Raw genomic sequence first — 23811 nt, 5'->3', positions numbered from 1 at the left:
TCGGGCATGTGGCAGCAGCCCGATCCGCCGTTTCCCATTTGGGCCACCGGCAGGGGGATGACAGGGACAGGAGCACGCGCCTTTGGCACGTCGGTTCAGAGGGTCGGAAACGTTTAAGGTGGACGCGAAGGGTCGCGTTTCCATCCCGGCCTCGTTTCGCCGCGTGATCGAGGCAGGTGACCCCGATTGGAACCCAGGTGAACGCCCCCAGATCGTGATTGTCTACGGCGGCCCCGAGCGGAATTTCCTGCAAGTTTACACGATGGAAGCGATCTACGAGATCGACGAGCGCATCGACATGATGCAGCACGGCTCTCCTGAACGCGCCGAGATTGAAGAGCTGATGTATGGTCAGTCGCACCAGACCGATATTGATGGCGATGGCCGTCTGGTTCTGCCGCAAAAGCTGCGTGAGAAGATCGGCCTGAAAACGGAGGCGTTTTTCGTCTCGGCAGGCACCAGCTTTAAAATCTGGACGCCCGAGAATTACGCAGCCGAGCAGGACGAGATTTTTGCCGAGCGCGCGCAGACACGGCCAAAGAATTACGACCCGCTGGTCAACCTTCCAAACCCGAGGGGGGTCTGATGAGCGACGCGGAACGCCCCCATATTCCGGTATTGCTGCGGCCGCTCCTCGGGGCGGTCGCGCCTGTCTCTGGGCTGTGGCTTGATGGCACCTTCGGGGCGGGCGGCTATACGCGCGGTCTGCTGGAGGCGGGCGCTGACAAGGTAATCGGCGTGGACCGCGATCCGATGGTTTTCGAGATGGCCGAGGGCTGGCGCGGGCAGTATGGCGACCGGCTTGAACTGGTCGAGGGCACCTTCTCCGAGATGGACAGCTACAGCGATGTGCTGCTGGACGGGGTGGTGCTGGATCTGGGCGTCTCTTCGATGCAGCTTGATCAGGCCGATCGCGGGTTTTCCTTTCTGCGCGACGGGCCGCTGGATATGCGCATGTCGCAATCCGGCCCGACCGCCGCCGACATCGTGAACGAGGCGGGCGAAGAAGAGCTGGCCGACATCCTGTATCACTATGGTGAAGAACGCGCCTCGCGCCGGATCGCGCGCGCGATTGTCGAGGCGCGCAAGGTGCAACCCTTCGAGACCACAAAGCAGCTTGTCACGGTGGTCGAGCGTTGCCTGCCGCGCCCGAAGCCCGGCCAGTCGCACCCCGCCACGCGGTCGTTCCAGGCGCTGCGCATCGCGGTGAACGATGAATTCGGCCAGTTGATCGAGGGGCTTGAGGCCGCAGAGCGCGCGCTCAAACCCGGTGGCCTCTTGGCGGTTGTGACCTTCCATTCGCTCGAAGACCGTGTGGTCAAACGCTTCTTTCAGGCGCGCTCGGGGCGCACGGGTGGCGGCAACCGTTATGCGCCGGTCGAGGCGAGCGAAAAGCCCGCCTTCGATCTGGTGACGCGCAAGGCCATTGGTCCCGATGACGAGGAGCTTGCGGATAACCCGCGTGCGCGCTCGGCCAAGCTGCGGGTGGCGCGCCGCACCGATGCGCCGGCAGGGCAGGCCGACCGCACGAGCCTTGGACTTCCTGCGCCGGTTCTTGGCGCAAACGACAGGAAACGGAGACGCAAATGAGAAGCCTGGCCTATCTTGTGACCGGTCTTTTTGTGATGGGGCTTATCTTCTGGGCCTATCGCGTCAACTACGAGACGCAGGACCGCCAGAGCGAGCTGCGCGCGATTCAGCAAGAAATCGCCAGCCTGCGCGAGGGGCTTGGCGTTCTGAACGCGGAATGGGCCTATCTGAACCGTCCCGACCGTCTGTCAGAGCTGGTGAATATGAACTTCGGCGTGCTGCAACTTTTGCCGCTGGCGCCCGAGCAATTCGGCTCGGCGGCGCAGATCGCCTATCCTGACCCCGATCTTCCGGTCACGACCCCGATTGATGTCATCGCCACCGGCACCGATGAGGAGGGCGCAGAATGATCCGCACGCCGCTTCGCCCGCTGGCCCGCATCCTTCATGCCCGCACCACGGGGCAAAACCCAGACGAGATCGAGCGCGAGAACATCCGCCTGCGCGGCGAGGCGACGCGCGACAAAGAGCGCGCCCGTGCCGAAACCCGCCTGCTGGTGGTGGCTGTGTTCTTTCTGGCGGCGTTCTCGACCGTCGGTTTGCGCATGGGCGGGCTTGCGGCCTCTGAACCGCAAGAGCCGCAACTAACCAATTCCGATGCACCGATCCTTGCACAGCGCGCCGATATTCTGGACCGCAAGGGCCGCGTGCTGGCCACGAACCTTGTGACGCATGCGCTTTATGCGCAGCCGCCGATGATGGTGGACCCGGTCGGCACCGCCGAAAAACTGGTGGGTATCTTCCCCGATCTGGAGCGTGATCGTCTGGTCAAGGATTTCTCGGGTGGTCGCAAGTTCTTGTGGATCAAAAAGAAAATCAGCCCCGAGCAATTGCAGGCCGTCCATGACATCGGTGATCCGGGGCTGCTGTTCGGCCCGCGCGAGATGCGGCTTTATCCCAACGGCGCGCTGGCAGCGCATATCCTTGGCGGCTCGCGCTTTGGGGCCGAAGGGGTAAGCTCGGCTGAAATTCTGGGTGTCGCGGGCGTCGAAAAGGCGCGCGATGCCTGGCTGCGCGATCCGGCCAATCAGGGGGCGCCGCTGGAGTTGTCGCTCGATCTTACGCTGCAATCGGTCGTCGAAGAGGTGCTTGACGGCGGGATGAAGCTGATGAACTCGAAAGGGGCGGCGGCGATCCTGATGGAGGTCAAGACCGGCGAAGTGCTGGCGATGGCGAGCCTGCCCGATTTCGACCCGAATGACCGTCCGGCCCCGCTGACCAAGGGTGATGCGTCCGACAGCCCGCTCTTTAACCGCGCGGTGCAGGGCGTTTACGAGCTTGGCTCGACCTTCAAGATTTTCGCGACCTCGCAGGCGCTTGAACTGGGGCTGGTCTCGCCCGAGACGATGATCAACACCAAGTCGCCGATGACCTATGGCCGTCACAAGATCCGCGATTTCCATAACTATGGCCCTGAATTGTCCGTCACCGATGTGATCGTCGAATCCTCGAACGTGGGGACGGCGCGGATCGCCCAGATGATCGGCCCCGAGCGGCAAAAGGCGTTCCTTGAAACGATGGGGTTCACCCAGCCCACGCCGGTCGAGCTGATCGAGGCGCCCACGGGCCGCCCGCTGCTGCCGCAAAAGTGGAGCGAGATTTCCTCGATGACGATCGGCTACGGGCATGGTCTGTCGGCCTCGCCGCTGCATCTGGCCTCGGCCTATGCGACGATTGCGAATGGCGGGATCAAGGTCGAACCGACGATCTTGCATAATGGCGCGCCCAAGATCGGTGCGCGCGTGATGAGCGAGGCGACGGCGCAAAAATCGCTGGCGATGATGCGCGCGGTTGTGACGCGCGGCACGGCGTCTTTTGGCGACGTGAAGGGCTATCAGGTCGCGGGCAAAACCGGCACGGCCGATAAGGCCAAGCCGACGGGCGGCTATTACAAGGACAAGGTGATCGCGACGTTTGCCTCGGTCTTTCCGGTGACGGACCCGAAATATGTGCTGGTGCTGACGCTGGATGAACCGGTCGAGACCTCGGGGTCCATGCCGCGCCGCACGGCGGGCTGGACGGCTGTTCCCGTTGCCGCCGAGGTGATCCGCCGCGTCGCGCCCCTTCTGGGTCTGCGCCCCGAAGAGGGGCCGGAGACGCTCCACGGGATCACGCTTGTAAAAGACTGAAGCGGGCGGGCCGGGTGGCCCGTTTCGCCGCTGCCCTGCCATCATTCGCGCGTTGACGGGGGGCGGCGCTCCACGATAAACGGGGCGTAATGGCGTTGAGGGCACAATATATGGGTTCGGCAGAGAAAAACTTGGTGGAATTGGGCCTGACGGCACTGCACGGCGCGGATGCGCGGATCACCGGGCTTTCGGTCGATAGCCGGCTGACGAAACCGGGGCATCTGTTTGCGGCCATGCCCGGAACCAAGGTCCACGGCGCCGAGTTTATCCCCTTCGCGTTGCGCATGGGCGCGGTGGCGGTTCTGACCGACCGCGAGGGGGCCGAGATCGCGCGCGAGGCGCTGACCGGATCTAAGGCCGCGCTGGTTGTTGTTGAAGATCCGCGGCAGGCACTGGCCTATGCATCCGCGCTGTGGTTCGGGCGGCAGCCTGAAACGATGGTCGCGGTGACCGGCACGAACGGCAAGACCTCGGTCGCAAGCTTTACCCGCCAGATTTGGCAGCTGCTGGACATCGAGGCCGCGAATATCGGCACGACGGGTGTCGAGGGCGCCTATGCCGCGCCTTCCGCCCATACCACGCCCGAGCCGATCACCCTGCATCGGTTGCTCTCGGATATGGCGGGGGCGGGCGTGACCCATGCGGCGATGGAGGCGTCCTCCCACGGGCTGGCGCAGCGCCGCCTTGACGGGGTGCGCCTTGCTGCGGCGGCATTCACGAATTTCACCCAAGACCACCTCGATTATCACCGCACGTTTGATGAATATTTCGACGCGAAGGCGCTGTTGTTCACCCGTGTTCTGCCCGAGGACGGGATTGCGGTTATCAACCTTGATGACCCCCGCGGGGCCGAGCTTTCGCGCCTTGCGCTGGCGCGTGGGCAAAAGCTGATCGGGATCGGTCACGGCGCTGAGTGCGACCTGCGCCTGCGCAACCAGCGATTTGACGCGACGGGGCAGGATCTGCGGTTCGACTGGGAGGGCGAAACCCATATGGTGCGCCTGCCGCTGATCGGTGGTTTTCAGGCGATGAACGTGATGACGGCGGCGGCGCTGGTCATTGCCTGCGGTGCCCACGCGGAAGAGGTCTTCCGCGTCCTGCCGCGTCTGGAAACCGTGCGCGGGCGGATGCAACTGGCGGCGACGCGCGACAATGGTGCGGCGGTGTTTGTCGATTACGCCCATACGCCCGACGCGGTGGAAACCGCGCTGAAAGCGCTGCGCCCGCATGTGATGGGGCGGATCGTGGCCATCGTGGGGGCAGGCGGCGACCGCGATGCGACCAAGCGCCCGCTGATGGGGCGCGCGGCGGCGGAATTTGCCGATGTGGTCTTTGTGACCGATGACAACCCGCGCACCGAAGACCCCGCAACGATCCGTGCCGCCGTGATGGAGGGCACCCGCGCGGTCGATGGCACCAAGGCTATCGAGGTGGGTGACCGCGCCGAGGCGATCTTGCGCGGCGTCGATGCGCTCCAGCCCGGTGACGCGCTGCTGATCGCGGGCAAGGGCCACGAGACCGGCCAGATCGTCGGCACCGATGTCTACCCCTTTGACGATGCCGAGCAAGCCTCGGTTGCTGTGGCTGCTTTGGATGGGAAAATCTGATGCCGGTATTGTGGGCCTCTGACGATGCTGTGGCGGCCACTGGCGGGCGGGCAACGCGCCCGTTCGGTGTGACCGGCATTTCGATCGACACGCGCTCGATCCGGCCCGGAGAGTTGTTTGTGGCCCTTCAGGCCGCGCGCGACGGGCATGATTTCGTGAAAGATGCGCTGGCCAAGGGTGCTGGCGCGGCGCTTGTCTCGCGCATCCCCGAGGGCTGCTCCGAGGCCGATCCCCTGCTGCTGGTCGATGATGTGCTGGCGGGGCTTGAGGCGCTTGGGGTTGCGGGGCGTGCGCGCACGCGGGCGCGGGTGATCGCGGTCACGGGGTCTGTCGGCAAGACCTCGACTAAAGAGATGCTGCGCGCCGTGCTGGCCCCGCAAGGCCGCGTTCACGCCGCCGAGGCGAGCTTCAACAACCATTGGGGGGTGCCGATCACGCTGGCGCGGATGCCGGCGGATTGCGATTTCGCGATCATCGAGATCGGCATGAACCATCCGGGCGAGATTGCGCCGCTTGCCCGCCTTGCGCGCCCGCACGCCGCGATGATTACCACCGTTGCCGCCGCGCATCTGGAGGCTTTCGAGAGCGTCGAGGGGATCGCCCGCGAGAAGGGCACGATCTTCGAGGGGCTGGAGCCGGACGGCACGGCGGTTGTGCCGACCGGACTTGATGTCACGCCGGTGCTGGTGGATTTCGCGCAGATGGCGGGGCGGATCATCACATTCGGGCCGGTCGAAGGCTCGGACTACCGGCTGGACGACGCAAAGGTCGTGGGCGACGCAACGGTCGTCAAAGCCTCGCATGGCGATCAGCGGCTGCTGTTCAAGGTGATGACGCCCGGCGCCCATTTCGCGCAAAACGCGCTTGGTGTGCTGGCGCTGGCCGAGGCCGTGGGCTGTGACCCGGCGGTGGCCGCCTGCGATATGGGGCTGTGGCAGCCGCCTGCGGGGCGCGGCGCGCGCGAGCGGGTCTATATGGATATGGTGGACGAACGCCAAAGCTTTGACCTGTTCGACGATGCGTTCAACGCGAACCCGTCCTCGATGAAGGCCGCGCTGGATGTGCTGGCGGCGTCTGAACCCCGCGACGGGGTGGGGCGCGTCAAGCGCGGGCGCCGGATCGCCATTCTGGGCGATATGCTGGAACTTGGCCCCGAAGAGGCGGCGCTCCACGCAGGTATTGCCGCGCTTGAGGCGATGAAATCCGTTGATCTGGTGCATCTGGCCGGACCGCGGATGCGCGCGCTTTTCGAGGCGCTGCCGCGTCACAAGCGCGGGGAATGGTATGAAACGGCTGCCGAACTGGTGGCGCGGGCCTCGCATCTGGTCGATGCGGGGGATGTTGTGTTGGTGAAAGGCTCGAAAGGGTCGAAGGTTAGCCTTGTCGTCGAGGCGCTGAGGAAACTCGGTCAAGCGGGCGCGTCTGACGTCCATAAGGGAGAATGACGGATGCTCTATTGGCTCGCTGGATTGTCGGACGGGGGCGACCTGTTCAACCTGTTTCGCTATATCACCTTCCGCGCGGGGGCGGCCTTCTTTACCGCGCTGATCTTCGGGTTCCTCTTCGGGCGCCCGCTGATTAACGTCTTGCGGCGCAAGCAGGGAAAGGGGCAGCCGATCCGCACTGACGGCCCCGAGGGGCATTTCGCCAAGGCGGGCACGCCGACGATGGGGGGGCTTCTGATCCTGTCCTCGCTGCTGGTCTCGACGCTTCTCTGGGCGCGGCTGGATAACCCATATGTCTGGATTGTTCTTTTTGTAACATATGGTTACGGTCTGATCGGGTTCTGGGACGATTACGCGAAAGTGTCCAAGCAGAACACCGAGGGTGTCAGCGGGCGCATCCGCATGGGGCTGGGGCTGGCGCTGGCGGCGATTGCCGCGATTGCGGCCTCGCTGGCGCATCCCGAGGCGCTCTCGAACCAGCTTGCGCTGCCGGTGTTCAAAGACACGCTGATCAACCTGTCGTGGTTCTTCGTTCCCTTCGCGATGATCGTGATCGTGGGTTCGGCCAATGCGGTCAACCTGACCGATGGTCTGGACGGGCTGGCGATTATGCCGGTGATGATTGCGGCGGGCACCTTGGGGGCGATTGCCTATGTCGTGGGGCGCGTCGACTTTACCGACTATCTGGGCGTGCATTTCGTGCCCGGCACCGGCGAGATTTTCATCTTTACCGCCGCGCTGATCGGCGGCGGGCTTGGCTTCTTGTGGTATAACGCGCCGCCCGCGGCTGTGTTCATGGGCGATACCGGTTCGCTTGCGCTTGGCGGCGCCTTGGGGGCGATTGCGGTTTGCACCAAGCACGAGATCGTGCTGGCCATCGTCGGCGGCCTGTTCGTGGTCGAGGCGCTTTCGGTCATCATTCAGGTGCTTTATTTCAAACGCACCGGCAAGCGCGTCTTCCTGATGGCACCGATTCACCACCATTTCGAAAAGAAAGGCTGGGCCGAGCCGCAAATCGTGATCCGCTTCTGGATTATCTCGCTTATTCTTGCTTTGATCGGGCTGGCGACGCTGAAGCTTCGTTAATGTGTTCTGTGTAGTGATTTCCCGATGGTTTCGGGTCTGGTAGATAAATCGGATGCTTTTGGCGTTTGTTCCCTTTGTATTGATCTTGATGATCGGTGTCGCGATCTCGCGCTCGCGCAGGGCAGCGCGGGCGGCTGGCTTGCGCAATGCAGGGCAGGCGGGGTTCGTCGAGGCGATGGAAGAGGGCGCACGCCTGACCTCGCTTGCCGAAAAGCAGCGCGCCTATGACAAGGCCGCCGATCTGGCGCTGCGCCATTTCGGACGTTTCTCGCATGAGCGGCATCAGGCGATGATGCTGGCGGCCGAGGCCTATGCCGAGGCGGACGAGGCGCAACCTGCGACTGCCCGGCTTGAAGCGGCCATCGCGATCGACCGCAGGCTCGGGGCCGATCCTTTGGTGCTGGCCGATGCTCTGTGCTGGCTTTCGTTGCTCCATCCGAATAACGACGCGGCCTATCGTGCGGCCAGCGAGGCGCTGGCGCTGTCGCGGCGCGCGCTTGGCAAGGCTGACCCCCTGCATCTGAACCTTGGGCTGACGGTCGCGCCCGCGCTGCTCCGCTCGGGGCACGGGGTCGAGGCAGAGGCGCTTTTCCGTGCGGCGCTTGAGGTGGACCCGCAGGCCGATCCATCGCTTGCACGCCGCGCGCGACTGGATTTCATCACCTTTCTCGAAACGGGGGACCGCGCGGACGAGGCAGAACGCCTGCGCGACGAGGTAAAAGCGCTCGGCTGACCCCTTTTCCTTTCGCTGCACTTCACCTATCCCAATAGGGCGCGAAAGGCGCGCAGGCGATGGGGATGGCGATGATACCGGTTCAGGGATTTGACGGACAGAAGGTTGCGGTTCTGGGGCTGGGGCGCTCGGGGTTGGCGACGGCTGCGGCGCTGCGCGCTGGCGGGGCCACGCCCCTGTGCTGGGACGACAGCCCCGAGGGCCGTGCGCGCGCCGAAGAGGCGGGGTTTGCCTGCCACGACCTGACCCGTCAGGGCGCGTTTGAGGGGGTTTCCGCGCTGATCGTCTCGCCCGGCATCCCGCATCTTTACCCCGCGCCGAACCGCATCATCGCGCAGGCAATGGCCGAGGGCGTGCCGGTCGACAATGACATCGGCCTGTTCTTTGCGTCCTTTGCCACGGGCGACTGGGACGATTTCGACGTGTCGCCGCGGGTGATCTGTGTCACCGGATCGAACGGCAAATCGACGACGACGGCGCTGATCCATCACATCCTGCACCACGCGGGGCGACCCACGCAGATGGCAGGTAATATCGGGCGCGGCGTGCTGGATATAGACCCGCCCGAGGATGGCGAGGTCGTGGTGCTTGAACTCTCCAGCTATCAGACCGATCTGGCCCGCGCGCTGACCCCCGACATCGCGGTGTTCACCAATCTCTCGCCCGATCATCTGGACCGTCACGCAGGCATGGGCGGCTATTTCGCGGCCAAGCGACGGCTGTTTGCCGAAGGCGGGCCGGACCGTGCCGTGATCGGCGTGGACGAGCCAGAGGGCGTTTACCTTGCCAACCAGATCGCCACCTCGCGCGAGGATGACCGGCTGATCCGTGTCTCGGCGGCGCGCAAACTGGGCGACTACGGCTGGTCTGTCTTTGCCCGCAAGGGGTTCCTCAGCGAGTGGCGCAAGGGGCGCCAGGTGGCCTCGATCGACCTGCGTTCGGTGCAGGGCTTGCCGGGCGCGCATAACCACCAGAACGCCTGCGCGGCCTATGCGGCGGTGCGAGCTCTTGGGATTGCGCCCCGCGAGATCGAAGCGGCCTTCCACAGCTTTGGCGGGCTGCCGCACCGCTCGCAGACCATCGCGGAAAAGCGCGGCGTGCGTTATGTGAACGATTCAAAAGCGACAAATGTCGATAGCGCCGCCAAGGCGCTCCAGGCGTTCCAGAACATCCGCTGGATCGCAGGCGGGCTGGGTAAAGAGGGCGGCGTGGCCGCGCTGGCGGCCCATCTGGGATCGGTGCGCAAAGCCTATTTCATCGGCCATTCGGCACGCGATTTCGCGCTGGATCTGGCGGGGGTCGACCACGAGATTTGCGAAACCATGGCCCGCGCGGTCGAGGCGGCTGCGCGCGATGCCGAAGCGGGTGACACTGTGCTTTTGGCCCCGGCTGCGGCGTCCTTTGACCAATATCCGAATTTCGAAATGCGCGGCGAGGATTTCACCGCGCTGGTTCAGGGCTTGCCGGACTAATTCGCAGCCAGCTGCGCCCCGCCCGTTGCCGCGCGATACCAGCGCACGATGGCGGCGCGTTCTTCGGGCTCCATATAGGACACATTCGCGGGCGGCATCGCATTGGTGACGCCCGCCTGAATATAGATCTGGCGCGCGGCATTGGCGATTTCGGGTGTGGTCTCCAAAAGCACATTGCGCGGCGCGTGGGTAATGCCCTCATAGCCCGGCTCGCGCGTGTGGCACATTGAACAGCGGCCCAGAACGATGTCCTGCACCTCGTCAAAGCCCTCGGCCTCGGCAAAGACACGCTCGGTTTCGGTCAGCGGGCGGGCTTCGGCCTCGTCATAGCTGGACTGGCGCAGGGGCGCGGTTGACAGCCACATCACCGCCAGAAACAGAACCACCGTCGCGGGGATCGTCCAATAGGGCTTGGCCGCGCGGGCGTGGCCCGCGTTGAACCAGTGCCGGATCGTCACCCCCATCAGGAACACAAGCCCCGCGATCAGCCAGTTATACTCGCTTGCGAAGGCCAGCGGGTAGTGGTTCGACAGCATCAGAAACACGACCGGCAGCGTCAGATAGTTGTTATGCGTCGAGCGCAGCTTGGCGATTTTGCCATATTTCGGGTCAGGCGTGCGGCCCGCCTTGAGGTCGGCGACCACGATCTTCTGGTTCGGAATGATGATCTGGAACACATTGGCCGACATGATCGTCGCGGTGAAGGCACCCAGATGCAAAAGCGAGGCGCGGCCCGTGAAAATCTGCGTATAGCCCCAGGCCATCGCGACCAGAAGGATGAACAAAAGCACCATCAGGACGGTCGGTTTCTCGCCCAGTGGCGATTTGCACAGCCGGTCATAGACCAACCAGCCGATGGTCAGGGAGGCGGCAGAAATCGCGATCGCCTGCCATTGCGTCAGCTCGACCTTGGCGGTGTCGATCAGGAACAGATCGGCCCCCACCCAATAGACGACCATCAAAAGCGCCGCGCCCGAGAGCCATGTCGCATAGCTCTCCCATTTGAACCATGTCAGGTGCTCGGGCATCGCCTCGGGGGCGACCAGAAACTTGCGGATGTGGTAAAACCCGCCGCCGTGGACCTGCCATTCCTCGCCATGCGCGCCTTTGGGCAGGTTCGGCGCCTTGCGCAGCCCAAGGTCAAGCGCGACGAAATAAAACGACGACCCGATCCACGCAATCGCGGTGATCACATGTAGCCAGCGAACGGCGAATCCGAGCCATTCCCAGAAAAATGCCAAGTCGAGCATGATGGGTCTCCCTGTCTTCAAGGTCGATGCTAGCGAAACAGACCTTCTGGGTGTATGAGGGAAATCATCGGAGCTCTTTCAAAAAAGATCAAACAATAACGCCATGGCCTATCTCGATAACCTGCGCACCTTCGTTCGTGTCTATGAATTGGGCAATATGTCGGCGGCGGCCCGAGACCAGCGGATTTCTGCGGCGGTGGCGTCCGCGCGTATCCAGCAGCTTGAGGAACATCTGAACGTGCGTCTGTTCCAGCGCACCACGCGGACGCTGAACGCGACCGAGCAAGGCGTGCTGTTCTACGCAGGCGCGCGCAAGGTTCTGGATGCGGTGGACGAGGCCGAGGCCGAGGTTTCAAGTGTCACGCAAACGCCGCGCGGCACGCTGTATGTGGCGGCGCCTCTGGGTGTCGGGCGGCGGCTGATTGCGCCGATGGTGCCGAAGTTCCGCGAGAGTTATCCGATGATCTCGGTCCGGTTGCGGCTGTCGGATCGTAAGCTGGACCTGACGGCGGAAGGGCTGGACGCGGCGTTCTTTCTGGGCATCCCCGAGGATTCGACGCTGCGTATCCGCAAGATCACCGATTGCGAGAGGGTGCTTTGTGCCGCCCCCACCTATATCGCGGCGCGCGGCCAGCCCAAGGACAGCACCGATCTGCGCCAGAACCACGATTGCCTGAACCTGCGCTATCCCGGCGTGGCCGAGTTCCAGTGGCCCTTGCAATCGCCCGATGGCGTGCGCCGTGTGGCGGTGTCGGGGCCGATGGAGACGGACGACGGCGATGTGCTGACCAACTGGGCGCTGGACGGGCAGGGCGTGATCCTGAAGCCCGTCTTTGAGGTGTCAGAGCATCTGGCCGCAGGTCGGCTTGTGCCGGTGCTGCCCGACGAGCCGCCCGTTCCGATCCAGATGGCGTGCCTTTATACCCACCGCAAACGGCAAGACCCGAAAACGCGGCTGTTTCTGGATTTCATGGTCGAGCATATCCGCCGCGCGGTTGCCTAGCTTCCGCGATAGGTCGAATAGCCGAACGGCGACAGCAAAAGCGGCACATGATAATGCGCGGCAGGGTCGCTGATGCCAAAGCGGATCGGCACGATGTCGATAAAGCGCGGCGCCTCGGGCGGGGTGCCCGTCGCATCCAGATAGGCGCCCGCGTGGAACACCAATTCATAAGTGCCGGTTGCGAACTCGGGCGCGGGCAGGATCTGGCTGTCGGTGCGCCCGTCCGCATTGGTGGCAAGGCTGCGCAGATGCGTGCGCGTTTCGCCCTCGATCCGGTAGAGGTCGATCTTCAGCCCTTCGGCGGGGCAGCCGCGGGCGGTATCAAGGACGTGCGTTGTCAGATAGCCGGACATGGTTTCTCCCCTCGGTCGTTTCGCCTATCATCGAAGCAACGCCCGCAATGCGCCAGACGGTTTGACTAAAAACTTCTTCTGGAAAATCCAGATAATGCTTTCCGGCCTTCTTGCGATAGAACGGCGGAAACGAACGGAGGACAGTATGCTTCGCTATGACCGTGATATGCGTGGATACGGAAGCGCGCAGCCCGATGCCCGCTGGCCCAATGGCGCGAAACTCGCCATCTCGCTGGTGCTGAATTACGAAGAGGGCGGCGAGAATTGCGTGCTGCATGGCGATGCGGCCTCGGAGGCGTTTCTGTCCGATATTGCGGGGGCTGCGCAATGGCAGGGCCAGCGCCACTGGAACATGGAATCCATCTATGAATACGGCGCGCGGGCGGGGTTCTGGCGCTTGCACCGGCTGTTCACGGCGATGGATGTTCCGGTCACGATCTACGGGGTTGCGACGGCCCTTGCGCGCTCGCCCGAGCAGGTGGCGGCGATGAAAGCGGCGGGGTGGGAGATCGCCTCGCATGGCCTGAAATGGGTCGAACACAAGGATATGCCCGAAGAGCAGGAGCGCGCCCAGATCGCCGAAGCCATCCGCCTTCATACCGAGGTCGTGGGCGAGCGTCCGCGCGGCTGGTATACGGGCCGGTGCTCGGCCAATACTGTGCGGCTTGTGGCCGAAGAGGGCGGCTTCGACTGGGTGTCGGACACCTATGACGACGATCTGCCCTATTGGCGCGAATATGGGCTACGGGACCAGCTGGTGATTCCCTACACGCTGGAAGCCAACGACATGCGCTTTGCCACTGCGCCCGGCTATATCGAGGGCGAGCAGTTCTTCACCTACCTCAAGGACAGCTTCGACACGCTTTATGCCGAAGGGCAGGCGGGGGCGGCCAAGATGTTCTCGATCGGTCTGCATTGCCGCCTGATCGGGCGTCCGGGCAAGATCGCGGGGCTGAAGCGCTTTCTGGAGTATGCACAAGGCTTCGAGGACGTCTGGTTCGCGCGCCGCACCGAGATCGCGCAGCATTGGGCCAGCGCGCATCCGCATCAGCGGCGCGAGCGCCCCTCGCAAATGGCCAAACCCAGCTTTGTCGAGGCGTTTGGCGGCATTTACGAGCATTCCGCCTGGATTGCCGAACGCGCCTTTGATCTGGAGCTTGGCCCCGCGCATGATTGCCACGAAGGGGTTGCCTCGGTCTTGGCGCGGGTGTTCCGCTCCGCGTCCGAGGCTGAACGGCTGGGCGTTCTGACCGCACACCCCGATCTGGCGGGCAAGCTGGCGCAGGCCAAACGCCTGACCGCCGAGAGCACCTCCGAGCAGGCCAGCGCGGGGCTTGATGCGCTGACCGATGCCGAACGCGCGACCTTTGAAGACCTGAACGCGCGCTATGTTGACCGCTTCGGCTTCCCTTTCATCATCGCGGTGAAGGACAACACCAAAGCCACGATTTTGGCGGCTTTCCACGCGCGGATCGCAAACACCCGCGAGGCCGAATTCGCGGAAGCCTGCGCTCAGGTCGAACGTATCGCATGGCACCGGCTCAAGGACATTCTGGCATGAGCGTTCGGATCGAACCGCTGACGCCCGAGGCCTTTGCGCCCTTCGGTGACATCATCTCACTGCGCGACGCCCCCGATATGGTGATCAATCAGGGCATGTGCGGGCGGCACCACGACCTCGGGCGGGTCGATTTTGGCACTGGGCGCGCAGGGATCAGCCTGTTTGACGCCAAGCCCCGCAGCCTGCCTTGCAAGGTCGATCTGGTCGAACGTCACCCGCTTGGCTCGCAGGCGTTTTTGCCTCTGAACGGGGTGCCGTTTCTGGTGGTTGTCGCCCCCGATGCGGGCGGAAAACCCGGCCCGCTGCGCGCCTTTCTGACCGAGGGGACGCAGGGCATCAATCTGCTGCGCGGCACATGGCACGGGGTTCTGGCTCCAATCGGCGGGCAGGGGCTTTATGCCGTGATCGACCGCATCGGAGAAGGGAACAATCTGCACGAACACTGGTTCGAGGTGCCGGTTCTGGTCTGCGCCTGAACTTTCAACCATTTCCTGATAGTCCATCAGATTTATCCGAAGACGACGATAATAGACACCGGGACAGCGAGGGCGTAGGGTCTTCGCATCCAATAGAATACAGAGAGCCAGAACATGCCTGATCGGATCGAGCGTAACGGTCTTCGCGTCGCAGCGGAGCTTGTGGAATTCATCGAAACCCGTGCGTTGCCCGATAGCGGCGTCTCGGCGGATGCCTTCTGGGCGGGCCTGTCGGAACTGGTGCATGACTTCGGTCCGCGCAACCGTGCCTATCTGGACACCCGCGAGGCGATGCAGGCCCGTCTGGACGACTGGCACGCGCATCATCGCGGGCAGGCGCATGATCCGGTGGCCTATCGCGCCTTCCTTGAAGAGATCGGCTATCTGGTGCCCGAAGGCCCGGATTTCACCATCGAGACCGGCGCGACCGATCCCGAATTCGCCGAAGTTTGCGGCCCGCAATTGGTGGTGCCGATCACCAACGCGCGCTATGCCCTGAACGCCGCCAATGCGCGGTGGGGCAGCCTTTATGACGCGCTTTACGGCACCGATGCTTTGGGCGATCTGCCCTCGGGCAAGGGCTATGATGCGGCGCGTGGCGCGCGGGTGATTGCCCGCGCCAAGGCGTTTCTGGACGAGGCCGCACCGCTGGTTGCAGGCTCGTGGGCCGATGTCACCGCGATGCGTGTGCACAATGGCGGGCTGTTCGTGACGGGGGCCGAGGAAACCGGCCTGAGCAACCCCGCGCAGTTCGTGGGCTTTGCAGGGGATGCAGCGGCGCCCTCGTCTGTTGTTTTGAAAAACAACGGCTTACATGTCGTTGTTGATGTCGATGCTTCGACGCCGGTGGGCCGTGACGATCCGGCTGGGATCAGCGATATGCGCCTTGAGGCGGCGCTTTCGTCGATCATGGATTGCGAAGACTCGGTCGCTTGTGTCGATGCCGAGGACAAGGTGCAGGCCTATTCGAACTGGCTCGGGCTGATGCAAGGCACGCTGGTCGAGGAAGTCACCAAGGGCGCAAGCACCTTCACGCGCGCGCTGTCGCCCGATCTGAGCTTTACCGCGGCCGATGGTGGCGAACTGGTGCTGAAGGGCCGCGCGCTGATGCTGGTGCGCAATGTGGGCCACCTGATGACGACGCCCGCCGTTCTGGACCGCGATGGCAACGAGGCGTTCGAGGGGCTGCTGGACGCGATGGTGACGACGCTTTGCGCCACGCATGATCTGCGCAAGACGGACGGTATCCGCAACTCGGTCACTGGCTCGGTCTATGTGGTGAAGCCGAAAATGCACGGCCCCGAAGAGGTGAGCTTTGCCTCGGAAATCTCTGATCATGTTGAGAAAGTCCTGGGCCTGCCGCGCTATACCGTCAAGCTGGGCATCATGGACGAAGAGCGCCGCACCAGCACCAACCTGAAAGAGTGCATCCGCGCCGCCAAGAACCGCGTGGCCTTTATCAACACCGGCTTCCTTGATCGCACCGGCGACGAGATCCACACCTCGATGCAGGCGGGTCCGATGGTCGCCAAGGGCGAGATGAAAACCCAGCCGTGGATTTCGGCCTATGAGGATCGCAACGTCGATATTGGCCTGAAATGCGGGCTTTCGGGAAAGGCGCAGATCGGCAAGGGGATGTGGGCAATGCCCGACCGGATGGCCGATATGCTGGTGCAGAAGGTGGGGCACCCGATGGCGGGCGCGAATTGCGCGTGGGTGCCTTCGCCCACGGCGGCGGTGCTGCACGCGACGCATTACCATCAGGTCAATGTCCATGCCCGCCAGCGCGAGATTGCGGCGATGAACCGCCCCGCGCGGCTGGAGGATCTGCTGACGATCCCGCTGGCCAGCGGGCGCAACTATTCCGACGCCGAAATCACCGCAGAGATCGAGAATAACGCCCAAGGTATCCTTGGCTATGTGGTGCGGTGGGTCGATCAGGGGGTCGGTTGCTCGAAAGTGCCCGATATTCACGATGTCGGCCTGATGGAAGACCGCGCGACCTGCCGGATCAGCTCGCAAGCGCTGGCGAACTGGCTGCATCACGGCGTGGTCAGCGAAGGGCAGGTGATGGACGCAATGCGCAAGATGGCCGCTGTGGTGGACCGTCAGAACGCAGGCGATCCGGCCTATGTGCCGATGGCGCCGGGTTTTGACGGTGTTGCTTTCCAGGCGGCTTGTGATCTGGTGTTTCAGGGTGCTATCCAGCCCTCGGGCTATACCGAGCCGGTTCTCCATTACCGCAGACAGCACGCAAAGGCGCAATAAGCATGTCGATTACCCTCGCTAAGGCATTCACCATAATTGAGGTCGCGCAGGCACATGGGCTTGCTGCGGGCATGAAGCCGCTTACGGTGGTGGTGCTGGATGCGGGCGGGCACCCGATTGCCTTCGCGCGTCCCGATGGTGCAAGCCCGGGGCGGTTTGAAATCGCGCGGGCCAAGGCATACGGCGCGGTGATGCTGGGCATGGGCGGGCGGGCGCAGATGGCGCGTGCCGAGGCGCAGCCCTATTTCGTCAACGCGCTGAACGGGGCATTTGGCGGGCAGTTCATGCCGGTGCCGGGGGGCGTGTTGGTGCGTGATGCCAGCGGCGTGGTGATCGGCGCGGTCGGCGTGACGGGGGATACCTCGGACAATGACGCGGCGGCGGCGCTCGCGGGGATTGCCGAGGCGGGCTTTGCCGGCGAGGCGTGATCCAGTCTGTAGAGCAGTAACCAGAGGGCGGCTTTAGGGTCGCCCTTTTCGGTTTTACGCACAGCCGGTTGCGCATTTCTGGGGCTTTCACAACGGTTTGCCATATCTTAACCTGCGCGTAAAAAGGGAGTTCGCAATGGCAAGACCAATCGTCGGGATCATCGGAAATCGCGGTCTTGTGGGGGATCGTTACCCTGTCCACGAGGGCGGGCAGATGAACTCCGAGGCGATCTCGAAGGTCTCGGGTTGTCTGCCGCTGCTGATCCCTGCCGATCCGGAATTTGTCTCGGTCGAGGAACTCTGCGAGGTCTGCGACGGCTTTTTGCTGACCGGCGGGCGGCCCAATGTCCACCCGTCCGAATATGGCGAGGAAGAAACCGACAAGCACGGCGATTTCGACCGCGCGCGCGATGCGATCACCCTGCCGCTGGTGCGTCGCTGCGTCGAGACGGGGCAGCCGTTTCTGGGGATTTGCCGTGGCTTTCAGGAGGTCAATGTCGCGATGGGGGGCACGCTGCATCCCGAAATCCGCGAGTTACCGGGCCGGATGAACCACCGGATGCCGCCCGAGGGCACTCTGGCCGAGGCGTTCTCGCGCACCCATCATGTGCATCTGGACCCTCGGGGGCGGTTCGCGGCGCTGCTTGGCTCTGATGACATTGTCACCAACACGCTGCACGGGCAGGGCGTCTGCCAGCCGGGGCCGCGCATCGTGATCGAGGGCCGCGCCGAGGATGGCACGCCCGAGGCGATCTATGTGAAGGATGCGCCGGGCTTCACCTATTCGGTGCAGTGGCACCCCGAATGGCAGGCCGAGCATGACCCCGTATCGCGCCCGCTGTTTCAGGCGTTTGGCGACGCGGTTCGGGCATGGGCGGCGCGCAAATGAAGCGCTCGCGTGTCAATCAGATCATGGCCGAGGCGGAAGAGTTCATCGCGCGCTTCGGCTTTCAGCTGCCGCCCTTCGCGTGGTGGGGGCTTGACGAGTTCCGCGCCAACCTGCCTGCGGCCGAACGGTTGATCCGCGCGCGGATGGGCTGGGACATCACCGATTACGGGCAGGGCGATTTCGACCGTCTGGGGCTGTTTCTGTTCACGCTGCGCAATGGCGAGCTGTCGGACCTGCAAGCGGGCGGGGGCATGGCCTATGCCGAGAAGCTGCTGATCTCGCGTCAGGATCAAATCAGCCCGACGCACACCCATGTCCTCAAGGCCGAGGACATCATCAACCGCGGCGGTGCGACGATGGCGATCCAGCTTTATGGCTCGGACGCGGAGGGGAATTTCTGCGAAACGGCGGGCGGGACGGTCTATTGCGATGGTCTGCCGCGCGCCTTTGCGGCGGGCGAGGTGCTGCGCTTCGCGCCCGGCCAAAGCGTGACGCTGTGCCCCGGTGACTGGCACGCGTTCTGGGGTGAGGGCGGCGATGTGCTGATCGGTGAGGTCTCGACCGTGAACGACGACTATACCGACAACATCTTCCGCGACCCGATCGGGCGGTTTTCCGAGATCGAGGAAGACGAGGCGCCGCGTCACTTGCTTGTCAGTGATTACGAGAAGTTTCTCTCGTAATGCGCTGATCTTAAAGGTATTTCGCAGCTTCTTTGCGGGCAGATGGTTTCAACGCCGCGCCGTGCTCGTCAAGCCATGCGCGCACGCGGGGCGCATCGTGTTTCGACAGCTCGCGCAGCCACCACGCAATCGCCTTTTGGATAAACCAGTCGGGGTCTTGCGACAGATCATCCGCCCAGCCAAGAACCCGCTCGCGGATCGCCAGATCCTCGGGCTTGGGGTGGTTCTGCTTGGTCCAGGGAAGCGTCATCACAAAGGCCGCGCGGCGGCTCCACATATGGTCCGAGTGCACCCATCCGGCGATGGTTTCGATCCGCGCGGGATCGGCCTGTAGACGCTTTGATCCGGCCTTGGCGGCATGATCCGCCACAGCCCAAGCGTCGAACTGCGGCACCCATCCGGCAATCAGATCCCAAGCGTCCGCATCGGGGCGCAGACGCGCCTGTGTCAGCAGTTTGGCCGCCGCCACGCGCGCCTCGTGGATGTCGCTGTCCCACAGCCCGCGCGCAAGGGCCACGCGGCCCGCCACATCCAGCCGCTCGCGCCACATGCCGACCATGTCGTCAATCGCGGGCACGGCGATGCCAAGGTAACGCCGCGGTGCTTTATGATAGGCGGCCATCTCGGCGGCTTTGTCTGCGTCGGCCCAAGCCTCCAGCGCATAGAGCGCATCTTCCAGCGAGGGCGGGGGGCCAAGGTCTTCGGCGACCTCCTCGAACTCGTGATACGCCTCGTAATCCGCGTCCGAATTGGCATAGGCCACAGCCTCGGCGCGAAGGCGTGCCTCTTCTTCCGAGGGGATCGGCGCGTAATCGGCGGCCGAAGGGCGCGCGGGGCCGCGTTTGCCACGTTTGCGTGCCATCACTCCACCGTCACGGATTTCGCAAGGTTGCGCGGTTGGTCCACATCCGTCCCCTTGGCGCAGGCCGTGTGATAGGCGATAAGCTGCGCGGGCAGGGCGTAAAGGATCGGCGCGAAAGGCTCGGCCACCTCGGGCATTTTCAGCGTGGCCCAGGTGCCCTCCGAGGCCGTCGCCAGCCCCTTGCTATCCGACACCAGCAGCACCTGACCGTGGCGTGCCATCACCTCTTGCATGTTTGAGACGGTCTTGTCGAAAAGCCGGTCATGGGGGGCAAAAACAATCACCGGAACCGTGCGTTCAATCAGCGCGATCGGCCCGTGTTTCAACTCGCCCGATGCATAGCCTTCGGCGTGTATGTAGCTGATTTCCTTAAGCTTCAGCGCGCCCTCCATCGCCAGGGGTGACAAAGGCCCACGCCCGAGGAACAGAATGTCCTGCGCCTCGGCCAGACGCTCGGCAAGGCGCGCGATGTCGTCCGAGGTGCCAAGCGCGGTGTTCATCAGCCCGGGCAGGGCGCGGAGCGTTTCAAGGTGCGCGGCCAGTTGTTCAGGCGACAGATGCCCGCGATCAATACCCGCTTTCAGCGCCAGCACGGCAAGCGTCAGCAATTGGCAGGTAAAGGCCTTGGTCGAGGCGACCCCCACCTCGATCCCCGCATGGATCGGCAGCGCGACATCGGCCTCGCGCGCCATCGTCGAGGTCGGCACGTTGACCACGGCGATGGTCTTGGCCACATGCTCGGCCGAGTAGCGCAGCGCGGCCAGCGTATCGGCGGTCTCGCCCGACTGGCTGACGAACAGCGCCCACGAGTTCTTCGGCATCGGCGGCTCGCGGTAGCGGAACTCGGAGGCCACGTCGATCTCGCAGGGCAGACCGGCGAGCGATTCAAACCAGTATTTCGCGACCGAACAGGCGTAGAAGGCGGTGCCGCAGGCGACCAGCGTCAGCCGGTCCAGCCCCGAGAAATCAAGCCCGTCGGGCAGGTTCAGCCCGTCTTTGCGCACATAATTGCGCAGCGCATCGCCCAGAACGGCGGGCTGCTCGGCGATTTCCTTGGCCATGAAATGCTTGTAGCCGGCCTTTTCAACCTGCACGCTGCCCGCATCGATCACCTGCTTGTCGCGGTTCGCGCGCCGCCCGCTTTCGTCGAAAATCTCGGCGCCCACACGGGTCACAAAGGCATAGTCGCCCTCTTCGAGATAGGTGATCTCGTTGGTCATCGGCGCCAGCGCAATCGCGTCTGATCCGACAAACATCTCACCCGTGCCGTAGCCGATGCATAAGGGGCTGCCCTTGCGCGCGGCGATCATCAGGTCGTCCTCGCCATCAAAGAGCCACAGAAGGGCGAAGGCGCCGTCGAGTTTGCGCAGCGTGGTCAGCGCGGCCTCGCGCGGGGCCATCCCGCGATCCATATGCAGACGCGTCAGAAGCGCGACGGTTTCGGTGTCGGTCTCGGTTTCGGGGTGGATGCCCGCCGCGGCCAGCTCCTCGCGCAGTTCGCGGAAGTTCTCGATGATGCCGTTGTGGACTACCGCAACCGGCCCCGAGAGATGGGGGTGCGCGTTCTCGGTGGTGGCCGCGCCATGCGTCGCCCAACGGGTGTGGCCGATGCCGGATTTGCCCGCGAGGGGCTGATGCACCAATAGGTCCGAGAGGTTCACCAGCTTGCCAACCGCGCGGCGCCGGTCAAGATGACCGTCGCGAACGGTCGCAATCCCCGCGCTGTCATAGCCGCGATATTCCAGCCGTTTGAGGCTTTCCACCAGCAGGGGTGCGACCTCGTGTTTACCAAGAACCCCAATAATTCCGCACATTTATTGATCTTTCTTCATGCGGCGCGCTTTTTCGGCCCGCAGTTTATCAAATAGTTTTTTGGCCAGTCCGGGCTTGTTTACCTGCTTGGCGCGGCCCAAAGCGACAGCCTCGGGCGGAACATCCTCGGTGATGACCGAGCCGGACGCCGTCAGCGCGCCCGCGCCAACCGTCACAGGCGCCACCAGCATCGTATCCGAGCCGATAAACGCATTCGCGCCGATGGTCGTGCGGTGCTTGAAAACGCCGTCATAATTGCACGTCACCGTGCCCGCGCCGATGTTCGTATGCTCGCCGATGTCCGCATCGCCCAGATAGGTCAGGTGGCCGACCTTGACGCCTTCGCCAAGGATCGCGTTCTTCACCTCGACGAAATTGCCGATATGCACGTCTTCGGACAGTTCCGCACCGGGGCGGAGGCGGGCAAACGGGCCGATGGTGGCGCCGCGCGAGATATGGCAGCCCTCAAGGTGGCAGAACGCCTCGATCCGCGCGCTGCTTTCGATGGTGACGGCGGGGCCGAAGACCACGTTCGGCCCGATCACCACATCGCGCCCGATATAGGTGTCGAGCGCGAAATAGACGGTCGAGGGGTCGATCATCGTGACGCCGTTCTCCATGGCTTCCGCGCGCATCCGCGACTGGAACAATGCCTCGGCCTGTGCCAGCTCGGCGCGAGTGTTGATGCCAAGCGTTTCAGCCTCATCGCAGGTGACAACCTCGGCGCTTTTGCCGATGGCGCGGGCGGCCTCGATAATATCGGTCAGATAGTATTCGCCGGATGCATTTTCGTTGCGAAGCCCGTTGACCAGATCGGCCAGCAGCGCTGCATCACAGGCAATAACCCCCGAGTTGCACAGCGTGATTTTGCGTTCGTCCTCGGTCGCGTCCTTGAATTCGACGATCCGCTCAAGCGCGGCGCCCTTCGCAACCAGCCGCCCATAACGGCCCGGATCGGCGGCCTCGAACCCCAGAACGGTGACATCCGCGGTGCTTTCGGCCAGCCCCTCCAGCGTTTCGGGGCGAATGAAGGGCGTGTCGCCGTAAAGCACCAGAACGCGGCCTGCGAAGCCCTCAAGCGCGGGCAGCGCCTGTTGCACGGCGTGACCGGTGCCAAGCTGTTCTTCTTGCAGCACGATTTGCGCCTCGGGGTCGATCTTGGCGACGGCCTTGCCTACCTGTTCGGCACCGTGACCCGTCACCACAACAACGCGCTCTGGTTCAAGCGAGCGGCCCGCTGCCAGCGCATGTGCGACCAAGGGGGCCGCGCCGATCTGGTGCAGCACTTTGGGAAGGTCCGAATTCATCCGCGTGCCTTGCCCTGCGGCCAACACGATAAGCGCAATCGTCATAGGGGTGCCTTTTCTTCTGCTCGCTCCCGTTTTACCCATACGGCATCTGTCCGCAAGCCTGCGCTGTTCACGCATTCTTTCGGGGCGGAAACAGTTTGGCGGAAGGAGAGGCCGATGCGAACGGTGGTTTTCGATCTGGACGGGACGTTGGCCGATACGTCGGGCGATCTGATCGCGGCGGCAAATGCCTGTTTTGTGGCGCGCGGGTTTGGCGCCATTCTGGACCCCGTGGCGGATGCGCTGATCGCGTTTCACGGCGGTCGCGCGATGCTGAAGGCGGGCTATCAGAGGATCGCGCGCCCTGATGCCGCCAATCTGATCGAGGCCGATTATCCCGTTCTGCTGGACTATTACGGCGAGAATATCGACCGTCACACGGTTCTTTATCCCGGTGCCGTGGCGGCGGTCGAGGCGTTGCGCGGTGCGGGGTTCGCGACCGCCATTTGCACGAACAAGCCCGAGGGGCTGGCGCGCGACCTGGTTGCGCGGCTTGGCATTGCCGATCTGTTCGGCGCGCTGATCGGGGCGGACACCTTGCCGGTGCGCAAGCCCGACCCGACCCCTTATATCGCGGCTGTGCAGGCGGTGGGCGGCACGGTCCCTCGCTCGGTTCTGATTGGCGATACCGAGACCGACCGGAAAACCGCCGCGGCTGCGGGGGTGCCTTCGGTTCTGGTGACCTTTGGCCCCGAAGGGCGCGGAATCGAGCGGTTGGCCCCCGAGGCCTTGCTCGATCACTACGACGATCTGCCCGCGCTTATTCATGGCCTTCTGACGGCCTGATCCGCTTAATTGAACGCTACGTCAATTCGG

At 63.9% G+C, this 23811-nt stretch carries 22 protein-coding genes; 17 read left to right on the top strand and 5 right to left on the bottom strand.

Annotated elements, in window-relative coordinates; genetic code table 11:
• Window positions 1-82: 82 nt before the first annotated feature.
• The 9 genes from mraZ (at window position 83) to murD (ending at window position 10061) form a co-directional block, all read left to right on the top strand.
• A complete protein-coding gene (gene mraZ, locus RYZ20_RS04270; RefSeq protein ID WP_411572311.1) occupies window positions 83-586 on the top strand; it encodes a division/cell wall cluster transcriptional repressor MraZ in 504 nt (167 codons plus the stop codon).
• On the top strand, window positions 586-1590 hold the full coding sequence (gene rsmH, locus RYZ20_RS04265; RefSeq protein WP_317670691.1) for a 16S rRNA (cytosine(1402)-N(4))-methyltransferase RsmH: 1005 nt from the start codon (window positions 586-588) through the stop codon (window positions 1588-1590). The genes mraZ and rsmH overlap by 1 nt, the downstream gene beginning before the upstream one ends.
• Window positions 1587-1940 (top strand): cell division protein FtsL, encoded by a 354-nt coding sequence (gene ftsL / locus RYZ20_RS04260; RefSeq protein ID WP_317670689.1) that lies wholly within the window; start codon window positions 1587-1589, stop codon window positions 1938-1940. Before rsmH ends, ftsL begins: the two co-directional genes overlap by 4 nt.
• The gene (locus RYZ20_RS04255) at window positions 1937-3718 is read left to right on the top strand and encodes a peptidoglycan D,D-transpeptidase FtsI family protein (protein ID WP_317670687.1); all 1782 of its coding nucleotides are present in this window, start codon (window positions 1937-1939) and stop codon (window positions 3716-3718) included. Before ftsL ends, RYZ20_RS04255 begins: the two co-directional genes overlap by 4 nt.
• A gap of 110 nt (window positions 3719-3828) precedes the next feature.
• Window positions 3829-5325: a UDP-N-acetylmuramoyl-L-alanyl-D-glutamate--2,6-diaminopimelate ligase gene (locus RYZ20_RS04250; RefSeq protein WP_317670685.1), complete on the top strand. Its 1497-nt coding sequence runs from the start codon at window positions 3829-3831 to the stop codon at window positions 5323-5325.
• On the top strand, window positions 5325-6770 hold the full coding sequence (locus tag RYZ20_RS04245) for a UDP-N-acetylmuramoyl-tripeptide--D-alanyl-D-alanine ligase (protein WP_317670683.1): 1446 nt from the start codon (window positions 5325-5327) through the stop codon (window positions 6768-6770). Before RYZ20_RS04250 ends, RYZ20_RS04245 begins: the two co-directional genes overlap by 1 nt.
• Before the next feature lie 3 nt (window positions 6771-6773).
• The gene (mraY, locus tag RYZ20_RS04240; protein ID WP_317670681.1) at window positions 6774-7856 is read left to right on the top strand and encodes a phospho-N-acetylmuramoyl-pentapeptide-transferase; all 1083 of its coding nucleotides are present in this window, start codon (window positions 6774-6776) and stop codon (window positions 7854-7856) included.
• A gap of 79 nt (window positions 7857-7935) precedes the next feature.
• Complete coding sequence (locus tag RYZ20_RS04235; protein WP_317670679.1) at window positions 7936-8589, top strand: tetratricopeptide repeat protein; 654 nt, start codon at window positions 7936-7938, stop codon at window positions 8587-8589.
• 71 nt (window positions 8590-8660) lie between these two features.
• Window positions 8661-10061 carry a UDP-N-acetylmuramoyl-L-alanine--D-glutamate ligase gene (gene murD / locus RYZ20_RS04230; RefSeq protein ID WP_317671340.1) on the top strand — a complete coding sequence of 467 codons (1401 nt, stop codon included), beginning with the start codon at window positions 8661-8663 and terminating at the stop codon, window positions 10059-10061.
• Here the strand turns inward: murD and RYZ20_RS04225 are convergent.
• The gene (locus RYZ20_RS04225) at window positions 10058-11311 is read right to left on the bottom strand and encodes a urate hydroxylase PuuD (protein WP_317670677.1); all 1254 of its coding nucleotides are present in this window, start codon (window positions 11309-11311) and stop codon (window positions 10058-10060) included. The genes murD and RYZ20_RS04225 overlap by 4 nt on opposite strands.
• 103 nt (window positions 11312-11414) lie before the next feature.
• Here RYZ20_RS04225 and RYZ20_RS04220 point away from each other — a divergent pair, with 103 nt between their 5' ends.
• Window positions 11415-12314, top strand: a complete 900-nt coding sequence (locus tag RYZ20_RS04220) for a LysR family transcriptional regulator (protein WP_317670675.1) — start codon at window positions 11415-11417, stop codon at window positions 12312-12314.
• Here the strand turns inward: RYZ20_RS04220 and uraH are convergent.
• The gene (gene uraH / locus RYZ20_RS04215) at window positions 12311-12667 is read right to left on the bottom strand and encodes a hydroxyisourate hydrolase (RefSeq protein WP_317670673.1); all 357 of its coding nucleotides are present in this window, start codon (window positions 12665-12667) and stop codon (window positions 12311-12313) included. The genes RYZ20_RS04220 and uraH overlap by 4 nt on opposite strands.
• Window positions 12668-12812: 145 nt before the next feature.
• Here uraH and puuE point away from each other — a divergent pair, with 145 nt between their 5' ends.
• The 6 genes from puuE (at window position 12813) to RYZ20_RS04185 (ending at window position 18972) form a co-directional block, all read left to right on the top strand.
• Window positions 12813-14228: an allantoinase PuuE gene (gene puuE / locus RYZ20_RS04210; RefSeq protein ID WP_317670671.1), complete on the top strand. Its 1416-nt coding sequence runs from the start codon at window positions 12813-12815 to the stop codon at window positions 14226-14228.
• Complete coding sequence (locus tag RYZ20_RS04205; RefSeq protein ID WP_317670669.1) at window positions 14225-14704, top strand: ureidoglycolate lyase; 480 nt, start codon at window positions 14225-14227, stop codon at window positions 14702-14704. The genes puuE and RYZ20_RS04205 overlap by 4 nt, the downstream gene beginning before the upstream one ends.
• 114 nt (window positions 14705-14818) lie before the next feature.
• Window positions 14819-16972 (top strand): malate synthase G, encoded by a 2154-nt coding sequence (locus tag RYZ20_RS04200; RefSeq protein WP_317670667.1) that lies wholly within the window; start codon window positions 14819-14821, stop codon window positions 16970-16972.
• A 2-nt stretch (window positions 16973-16974) separates the two neighbouring features.
• The gene (locus RYZ20_RS04195; RefSeq protein WP_317670665.1) at window positions 16975-17400 is read left to right on the top strand and encodes a GlcG/HbpS family heme-binding protein; all 426 of its coding nucleotides are present in this window, start codon (window positions 16975-16977) and stop codon (window positions 17398-17400) included.
• A 136-nt stretch (window positions 17401-17536) separates the two neighbouring features.
• Window positions 17537-18289, top strand: a complete 753-nt coding sequence (locus RYZ20_RS04190) for a gamma-glutamyl-gamma-aminobutyrate hydrolase family protein (protein WP_317670663.1) — start codon at window positions 17537-17539, stop codon at window positions 18287-18289.
• Window positions 18286-18972, top strand: coding sequence for a D-lyxose/D-mannose family sugar isomerase (locus RYZ20_RS04185; protein ID WP_317670661.1), 687 nt, complete (start codon window positions 18286-18288; stop codon window positions 18970-18972). The genes RYZ20_RS04190 and RYZ20_RS04185 overlap by 4 nt, the downstream gene beginning before the upstream one ends.
• Before the next feature lie 10 nt (window positions 18973-18982).
• Here the strand turns inward: RYZ20_RS04185 and RYZ20_RS04180 are convergent, their stop codons facing one another.
• The 3 genes from RYZ20_RS04180 to glmU are packed head-to-tail and all read right to left on the bottom strand — an operon-like array spanning window position 18983 to window position 22998.
• Window positions 18983-19834 (bottom strand): DNA alkylation repair protein, encoded by an 852-nt coding sequence (locus RYZ20_RS04180; RefSeq protein ID WP_317670659.1) that lies wholly within the window; start codon window positions 19832-19834, stop codon window positions 18983-18985.
• On the bottom strand, window positions 19834-21648 hold the full coding sequence (gene glmS / locus RYZ20_RS04175; protein ID WP_317670657.1) for a glutamine--fructose-6-phosphate transaminase (isomerizing): 1815 nt from the start codon (window positions 21646-21648) through the stop codon (window positions 19834-19836). The genes RYZ20_RS04180 and glmS overlap by 1 nt, the downstream gene beginning before the upstream one ends.
• Window positions 21649-22998 (bottom strand): bifunctional UDP-N-acetylglucosamine diphosphorylase/glucosamine-1-phosphate N-acetyltransferase GlmU, encoded by a 1350-nt coding sequence (gene glmU, locus RYZ20_RS04170; protein ID WP_317670655.1) that lies wholly within the window; start codon window positions 22996-22998, stop codon window positions 21649-21651.
• A 114-nt stretch (window positions 22999-23112) separates the two neighbouring features.
• Between glmU and RYZ20_RS04165 the strand changes: the two genes are divergently transcribed.
• Window positions 23113-23781 (top strand): HAD family hydrolase, encoded by a 669-nt coding sequence (locus tag RYZ20_RS04165; RefSeq protein WP_317670653.1) that lies wholly within the window; start codon window positions 23113-23115, stop codon window positions 23779-23781.
• The last annotated feature ends 30 nt before the right edge of the window (window positions 23782-23811 follow it).

It is taken from the genome of Pseudothioclava alba (assembly GCF_033100795.1).
Lineage (GTDB): Bacteria > Pseudomonadota > Alphaproteobacteria > Rhodobacterales > Rhodobacteraceae > Pseudothioclava.
Note: the sequence above shows the minus strand (reverse complement) of the source record. Positions and strands in the feature narration are given on the sequence as shown.